The organism is Kitasatospora putterlickiae (assembly GCF_039527695.1).
GTDB classification, from domain to species: Bacteria; Actinomycetota; Actinomycetes; order Streptomycetales; family Streptomycetaceae; genus Kitasatospora; species Kitasatospora putterlickiae.
The window spans coordinates 8,878-15,706 of sequence record NZ_BAAAKJ010000078.1 but is presented as its reverse complement, the minus strand read 5'-3'; the positions used below and the strand labels follow the sequence as shown (position 1 = coordinate 15,706).

The window sequence follows — 6,829 nt, the reverse complement described above, 5'->3', positions numbered from 1 at the left end:
ATCGCTCGCAGGCGGGCCAGGCACTCGGCGACGAAGGCCGGATAGGTGTGCCAGTAGTACGAGAGCCCGCTGGCGCCGACCGCGATCGCCCAGGCGCGGGCGCGGGTCCACGTCGGCTCGTCGAGGTCCAGCGCGTCCCAGTAGGCGCGGCGCGCCGCCGGCGGCAGGTCCCAGACGGTCGCGTGCTCGGCGTCCGGACGGCCGATCGACAGGCAGCCGAAGTCGATGACCGCGTGCAGTCCGCCCTCCCTGACCAGGAGGTTGGTGGGCTTGAGGTCGCCATGGAGCCAGACCTGCGGCGCGGACGGCTCCGGCAGCGCGAGCCCGGCCCGCCACAGCCGCTCCAGCGCGTCGACATCGAGCGTGTCGACGCCGGGAGCGTCAACGCCGGGAGCGTCGACGCCGAGGTCACCGCTCCCGTCGGGGCGCTCCGCGCCGGGACCCACCAGCGCGCGGCAGTCCGCGAGGCGCGGGGTGACCCACTCGTCGCAGTCCCGCAGCGAGCCGCCGCGGTACCAGCTGAGCTCGTCCGCCCGGCTCGCGCCCATCAGGTCGAGGCCGTGCAGCTCCCGCACGAACGCCGCGAGGCCGGCGCCGAAACCGGCCCAGTCCCGGACGCTCGCCGGCCCGGGCTCGGCCCCCTCGATCCAGCGGTAGACCGACCAGTCGAGCGGGAATCCGGCGCCGGGCGCGCCGATGTGGACGGGCTCCGGGACGGCGCGGCCGAGCAGCGGCGCCAGGCGCGGCAGCCACCGCTGCTCCTTCCGCACCGACCGGGCGGCGTCCGGGGTGCGCGGCAGCCGGACGAGCAGGTCGTCGCCGAGCCGGTACATGGTGTTGTCGGTGCCCGCGCCCGCCGGTGCCAGGGCGAGGCCGGCCCACTCCGGCCGCTGCGCCCGCAGCAGGGTCCGGACCAGGTTCTCGTCGGCCGGGATCTCGTCCGTGTGCAGTGTCATGCCGGGAGTCTGGCCCGCGGGCCGGGCGCGGGCCACCGGTTTTCCGTCCGCGCAGTCCGCAGTCCGCAGTCCGCAGTCCGCAGTCCGCAGTCTGCACAGCCGGCACAGTCCGCCCCGGCCGCCCCAGCGCGTCCCAGCCCGCCCGCCACCGGCGGTGCTCCCTTGTCAGCCGCCCCGCACGCGCGCACAATGGACCCGACCGAACGGTTGGTCGGTATCTCTCTGAGTCGGCGAAAGGGGACCGTGGTGGCAGCAGAGGTGGCCGAGCGGCCCGGGGCGTCGCCCGACGGGGCGCTCGAAGAGGCGTTCGAGGCCGTCATCGCCGCGGAGCAGCGCATCGAGCCCCGCGACTGGATGCCCGACGCCTACCGGGCCACCCTCGTCCGCCAGATCGCCCAGCACGCGCACTCCGAGATCATCGGCATGCAGCCCGAGGGCAACTGGCTCACCCGTGCCCCCTCCCTGCGCCGCAAGGCGATCCTGCTCGCCAAGGCCCAGGACGAGGCCGGCCATGGCCTGTACCTGTACGCCGCTGCCGAGACCCTCGGCGTGGACCGCGCCGAGCTCACCGAGAAGCTGATCGCCGGACGCCAGAAGTACTCGTCGATCTTCAACTACCCGACGCTGACCTTCGCCGACGTCGGCGTGATCGGCTGGCTGGTGGACGGCGCCGCGATCTGCAACCAGGTCCCGCTCTGCCGCTGCAGCTACGGCCCGTACGCCCGCGCCATGGTCCGGATCTGCAAGGAGGAGTCGTTCCACCAGCGCCAGGGCTACGAGCTGCTGATGACGCTGATGCGCGGCACCGACGCCCAGCGCCGGATGGTCCAGGACGCGGTGGACCGCTGGTGGTGGCCGTCGCTGATGATGTTCGGCCCCTCGGACGCCGCCTCGCCGAACACCGCCCGGTCGATGGCCTGGCGGATCAAGCGGCACACCAACGACGAGCTGCGCCGGCGCTTCGTCGACATGACCGTCCCGCAGGCCGAGCACCTCGGCGTCACGCTCCCCGACCCCGAGCTGCGCTGGAACGAGGAGCGTGGCGGCTGGGACTTCGGCGAGCCGGACTGGTCGGAGCTGAACCGGGTCATCCACGGCCAGGGCCCGTGCAACGCCCAGCGGATGGAACGGCGGCGGACCGCGCACGAGGACGGCGCGTGGGTGCGCGAGGCGGCCACAGCGTACGCGGCGAAGCGCCGCGCCGAGGCCGGCACGGGGACGGAAGCGGGACGGCACGCGGAACAGGAGAACGGAAAGTGACCGAGTCCAAGGCCGGCTGGCCGCTCTACGAGGTGTTCGTGCGCCCCCGGCGCGGCCTGAACCACGTGCACGTCGGCTCGCTGCACGCGTCCGACGACCGGATGGCCCTGCTCGCCGCCCGCGACCTCTACACCCGCCGCAACGAGGGCGTCAGCCTCTGGGTGGTCCGCTCCGACGCGATCACCGCCTCCACCCCGGACGAGCGCGACCCCTTCTTCGCGCCCAGCGGCGACAAGGTCTACCGCCACCCGACCTTCTACGACATCCCCGAGGATGTCCCGCACATCTGACCGGGAGCAGCCGAACCATGACCGACGACGACGTGACCGACGCCCCGACCGGCGACCACGCGGCCGACGGCCACCCGACCGACGACCACGTGTACCTGAGCCTCACCGAGGCGTCCCCCGGGCCCGAGGGCGAGGGCCGCTGGGCGTACGGGACGGGCTTCGCCGACCCGCTGCTCGGCGTGGACACCGCCGTGCCCCCCGGCCTGGACGGCGCCGACCTCGCGGCCTACTGCCTGATGCTGGGCGACGACGCGCTCGTCCTCGCCCAGCGGCTGACCGAGTGGTGCACCCGCGCGCCGGAGCTGGAGGAGGAGGTCGCGCTCGCTAACCTCGGCCTCGACCTGCTCGGCCAGGCCCGCCAGCTGCTCACCCGGGCCGGCCAGGCGGACGGCTCCGGGCGCACCGAGGACGACCTGGCGTACTGGCGCGAGGAGCACGAGTTCCGCAACGTCCGCCTGGTCGAGGCGCCGAACGGGGACTTCGCGTACTCGATCGCCCGCCTGCTGCTGTTCGCCACGGCGCGCGGCGCGCTGTACGAGGCGCTGGCCGGGCACGCCGACCCGGTGCTGGCGGCGGTCGCGGCGCGCGGAGTGAAGGAGCTGGCCTACCACCGCGAGTACGCCACGGCGTGGACGCTGCGGCTCGGCGACGGCACGCCGTACTCGGCGGCGCGGATGCAGGCCGGGCTGGACGCGGTGTGGCCGCTGCTGGAGGAGCTGTTCACCGCGCACCCGGTGGAGCTGCGGGCCGGGGTGGACCCGGGGACGCTGCGCGAGCCGGTGCTGCGCTCGGTGGCGGCGGTGTGCGCGGAGGCCGGGCTGACGGTTCCGGACGTGCCGGGGCTGGCGGCCGTCGGTGGCCGGGGCGGGCGGGACGGGGTGCACACCGAGGCGCTCGGTCCGCTGCTCGCCGAGCTCCAGGTGGTGGCCCGCGCGCACCCGGGCGCGACGTGGTGACGGCCGTGGCCGGGGCACGCGCGTCGAGCGGGGCGGCCTGGGCGGTGGCGGCGGCCGTGCCGGACCCGGAGCTGCCCATGCTCACCCTCGCCGACCTGGGCGTGCTGGCCGAGGTCACGGAGGACGGCGGCACGGTGACCGCGTGGCTCACCCCGACGTACTCGGGCTGTCCCGCCGTCGCCGAGATGGCCGCCGACGTGGACCGGCGGCTGCGCGCGGCCGGGTACGCGGACGTCCGGGTCCGGCTGCGGCTGGACCCGCCCTGGTCGACCGACCTGATCACCCCCGACGGCCGGCGCAAGCTCGCCGAGGCCGGCATCGCTCCGCCGCGCCCGGGCGGCGCGAGCGGCGCGGCCGGGGGGAGCGGTGGAGGGAGCACGCCGCTGAGCCTCGGCCCGACCCGCTTCGCGAACGCCGGGGGCCCCACCGCGCTGGTCACCTGCCCCCTCTGCGGCGGCACCGACACCGAGGAGCTGTCCCGTTTCGGCTCCACCGCCTGCAAGGCGCTGTGGCGCTGCCGGGACTGCCGCGAGCCCTTCGAACGCGTCAAGGAGATCTGAATGGCCGCCGTCCCGTCCGCGGAACCGCCCGTGGAGCCCCTCGCGGAGCCTCGCGCCGAGCTGCCCGCCGAGGCCTCCGCGGAGCCGGCCGCCGTGCGCCCCGCCCGCCGGCCGACCTTTCACGCGCTGCGGATCGCCGGGCTGGAGCGGCTCTGCGAGGACGCCGTCGCGGTGACCTTCGCCGTGCCGGACGGGCTCGCGGACGCGTTCGCGTTCCGGCCGGGCCAGACGCTGACGCTGCGACGGGTGGTGAACGGCGTCGACGAGCGCCGCTCGTACTCGATCTGCGCCCCCGCCGGCGGCCCGCTGCGCATCGCCGTGCGCGAGGTGCCGGGCGGGCTGTTCTCCCGCTGGCTGGTGCGCGAGGCCCGGCCGGGGGAGGAGGTGGAGGTGCTGACGCCGTCCGGCCTGTTCACCCCGGACCTCGCCGAGCCCGCCGAGCACGTGCTGCTGGCGGCCGGCTCCGGCATCACGCCGATGGTGTCGATCGCGGCCTCCGTGCTGGCCGCCGACCGCACCTCCACGGTGACCCTGCTCTACGGCAACCGGCGCAGCGACACCGTGATGTTCGCCGACGAGCTGGCCGACCTGAAGGACCGCTACCTGGGCCGCTTCCAGCTGGTCCACGTGCTCTCCCGGGAGACCCGGGACGCCGAACTGCTCAGCGGCCGGCTGGACCCGGAGCGGGTCGCGGCGCTGCTGACGGCGCTGGTGGACCCGGCGGCGGTCGGCCACTGGTGGCTCTGCGGGCCGTTCGGCATGGTCGCCGGGGCGAAGGAGCTGCTGGCCGGGCTGGGCGTCCCGGCGGAGCGGGTGCACCAGGAGCTGTTCCACGCCGAGGACGAGCCGGTCGCCGAGCGCGCGGACGACACCCCGGGCGGCGCGGCCGGTGGCGACGGCGCGGCGCGCAGCGAGGTCACCGTCGTCCTGGACGGGCGCGGCAGCACCCTGTCGCTGCCGTGCGACCGCTCCATCCTGGACGGCGCGCAGCGCTCCCGCCCCGACCTGCCGTTCGCCTGCAAGGGCGGGGTCTGCGGCACCTGCCGGGCGCTGGTCACGGAGGGCGAGGTGGAGATGCGGCGCAACTTCGCGCTGGAGGAGAAGGAGCTGGCCGCCGGCTACGTGCTCACCTGCCAGGCCCGCCCGGTGACGGACAAGGTGACCGTCGACTACGACCGCTGACCGGTCCCCGCCCACCGGTCCCGCGGCGGCCCACGGCCCGGGCCGGGCGTCTCACCGCGTCCCCGCCAGCAGTTCGGCGCGGTGGGCCGTGAAGAACCCGGTGAGCGTGACGGGCGCGCGGCCGAGCAGCCGCCGCGTGGTGCCGTCGTCGGGGACGTCGAACCAGCCCTGGCGCCGGAACGGGTCGTTCTCGCCCCAGCCGGCCGCCAGCGGCGCGGGCACGCCGAGGGCGGTCAGCGCGCCGGGGACGTCCGCGTCGGTCACCTGGCGGTGGCGGACCGGCCGCCCGGTGGCCTCGCCGAGCGCTGCGGCGACCTCGGCGTCGGTCAGGCCGGGGCCGGTCACGTCAAGCACCGTACCGGCGCCGGCCGCGTCACCGGCCGCGTCACCGGCGGTCCCGGTGAGGACGCGGGCGGCGGCCCAGGCGGTGTCCTCCCGGGTGATGTAGCCGACCCGGCCGCCGGCGGCGCCGCTCGGCAGCTCGCCGTGGGCGACCGCGAGCCGGGCCAGTCCGCTGAGCAGCAGCATCTGCGGCCAGACGTTGAACCGCAGGACGGTGTGCGGCAGACCGGATCCGGCGAGCAGCTCCTCGGTCCGACGGTGGTCGGCGGCCTCGGGGACGGGGTTGCCCGGGTCGCCGGCGCGGACCACCGATGTGTAGACGACGTGCTCCACCCCGGCGGCGACGGCCGCTTCCACGGCCGCCCGGTGCAGGTGGAACCGTCGGGGCGAGCGCTCGGTGCTGACCAGCAGCAGCCGCCGGACCCCGGCCAGCGCGGAGGCGAGGGTGTCGGGACGGGCGAAGTCGGCGTGCCGGGTGGGCACATCGGGCCGGCCCGGGTCCGCGCCGGCCCGGGCCGGATCCCGGGTGAGGGCGACCACGTCGGTCCGGCGGGCGGTCAGGGCGAGCACCCCGGCCAGTGCCAGCCGGCCGAACCGCCCGGCCGTTCCGGTTACCGCGAGCATGTGAACTCCTCGACTGTGTCGGTGTCTTGAGGCGATCATGGGTGAGGCCGACGGGTCGTCGAAAGAAGGAACATTCATGTCCACTGGCACGGACGGCACCCCGGACGGCGCCCGGGCCGTCGCCGCAGCACTGGTCACCGCGGCAGCGGTCACCGCGGCACCGGTCACCGCCCAGGACCGCGCGCGATGCCCGGCGACGGCGGTGCTGCACCGGATCGGCGACCGCTGGAGCGTGGTGCTGATCTGCCTGCTCGCCGAACGCCCTCGCGGCTACAACGAGCTGGACCGCGCCGTCGCCGACCTGAGCCGCCGGGTGCTGACCCGTTCGCTGCGCACGCTGGAGGCCGAGGGATACGTGAGGCGCACCGCCCGCCCAGGGCCCCCGTACCGGGTCGAGTACGCGCTGACCGGCCTCGGGGAGTCGCTGCACGCGGCGGTGCGCGAGCTGGGCGAGTGGGCCGCCGCGCACGACGGCGGCCCGCGGGAAGGGTGAGGGGCGGCCGGCGCCGCCGTCGCGTCAGCCGCCCACCGGCACCGGGGCCACGGCGGGCGACGGCGTTCCGAGCAGCTTCACGATCTCGTTGACCGCCGCGCGCCCGGCCCGGTTGGCACCGACGGTGCTGGCGGACGGCCCGTAGCCGACCAGGTGGACGCGCGGG

At 75.9% G+C, this 6,829-nt stretch carries 8 protein-coding genes and 1 pseudogene; 6 read left to right on the top strand and 3 right to left on the bottom strand.

Going from position 1 to position 6,829, the window contains the following annotated elements:
* A partial coding sequence (locus ABD308_RS08980) for an aminoglycoside phosphotransferase family protein (RefSeq protein WP_344330446.1) occupies positions 1-956 on the bottom strand: 956 nt, incomplete at its 3' end.
* A gap of 246 nt (positions 957-1,202) precedes the next feature.
* Here ABD308_RS08980 and paaA point away from each other — a divergent pair.
* From paaA to paaE, 5 genes are read left to right on the top strand one after another with little or no spacing between them, the layout of a single operon-like run.
* Complete coding sequence (gene paaA / locus ABD308_RS08975) at positions 1,203-2,216, top strand: 1,2-phenylacetyl-CoA epoxidase subunit PaaA (RefSeq protein WP_344330442.1); 1,014 nt, start codon at positions 1,203-1,205, stop codon at positions 2,214-2,216.
* Entirely contained in the window at positions 2,213-2,506 is a 294-nt protein-coding gene (paaB, locus tag ABD308_RS08970) for a 1,2-phenylacetyl-CoA epoxidase subunit PaaB (protein WP_344330439.1), read from the top strand. The genes paaA and paaB overlap by 4 nt, the downstream gene beginning before the upstream one ends.
* A 17-nt stretch (positions 2,507-2,523) precedes the next feature.
* Positions 2,524-3,462 carry a 1,2-phenylacetyl-CoA epoxidase subunit PaaC gene (gene paaC / locus ABD308_RS08965; protein ID WP_344330435.1) on the top strand — a complete coding sequence of 313 codons (939 nt, stop codon included), beginning with the start codon at positions 2,524-2,526 and terminating at the stop codon, positions 3,460-3,462.
* Positions 3,463-3,467: 5 nt separating this feature from the next.
* Positions 3,468-4,022, top strand: coding sequence for a 1,2-phenylacetyl-CoA epoxidase subunit PaaD (gene paaD, locus ABD308_RS08960; RefSeq protein ID WP_344330427.1), 555 nt, complete (start codon positions 3,468-3,470; stop codon positions 4,020-4,022).
* Positions 4,023-5,204: a 1,2-phenylacetyl-CoA epoxidase subunit PaaE gene (gene paaE, locus ABD308_RS08955; RefSeq protein WP_344330420.1), complete on the top strand. Its 1,182-nt coding sequence runs from the start codon at positions 4,023-4,025 to the stop codon at positions 5,202-5,204. It abuts the gene before it with no gap.
* Between the two features lie 51 nt (positions 5,205-5,255).
* Here the strand turns inward: paaE and ABD308_RS08950 are convergent, their stop codons facing one another.
* Positions 5,256-6,170 carry an NAD(P)H-binding protein gene (locus tag ABD308_RS08950; RefSeq protein WP_344330415.1) on the bottom strand — a complete coding sequence of 305 codons (915 nt, stop codon included), beginning with the start codon at positions 6,168-6,170 and terminating at the stop codon, positions 5,256-5,258.
* Between the two features lie 76 nt (positions 6,171-6,246).
* Here ABD308_RS08950 and ABD308_RS08945 point away from each other — a divergent pair, with 76 nt between their 5' ends.
* Positions 6,247-6,663 carry a winged helix-turn-helix transcriptional regulator gene (locus ABD308_RS08945; protein ID WP_344330411.1) on the top strand — a complete coding sequence of 139 codons (417 nt, stop codon included), beginning with the start codon at positions 6,247-6,249 and terminating at the stop codon, positions 6,661-6,663.
* A 24-nt stretch (positions 6,664-6,687) separates the two neighbouring features.
* On the opposite strand, the pseudogene ABD308_RS08940 reads toward ABD308_RS08945, so the two are convergent.
* A pseudogene (locus ABD308_RS08940) lies at positions 6,688-6,829 on the bottom strand (FAD-dependent pyridine nucleotide-disulfide oxidoreductase); the annotation flags it as partial.

Coding starts and splice junctions, on each gene's coding strand:
- ABD308_RS08950 (WP_344330415.1), bottom strand. CDS start 6,170: ATGCTCGCGGTAACCGGAACGGCCGGGCGGTTCGGCCGGCTGGCACTG.
- ABD308_RS08945 (WP_344330411.1), top strand. CDS start 6,247: ATGTCCACTGGCACGGACGGCACCCCGGACGGCGCCCGGGCCGTCGCC.
- paaC (WP_344330435.1), top strand. CDS start 2,524: ATGACCGACGACGACGTGACCGACGCCCCGACCGGCGACCACGCGGCC.
- paaE (WP_344330420.1), top strand. CDS start 4,023: ATGGCCGCCGTCCCGTCCGCGGAACCGCCCGTGGAGCCCCTCGCGGAG.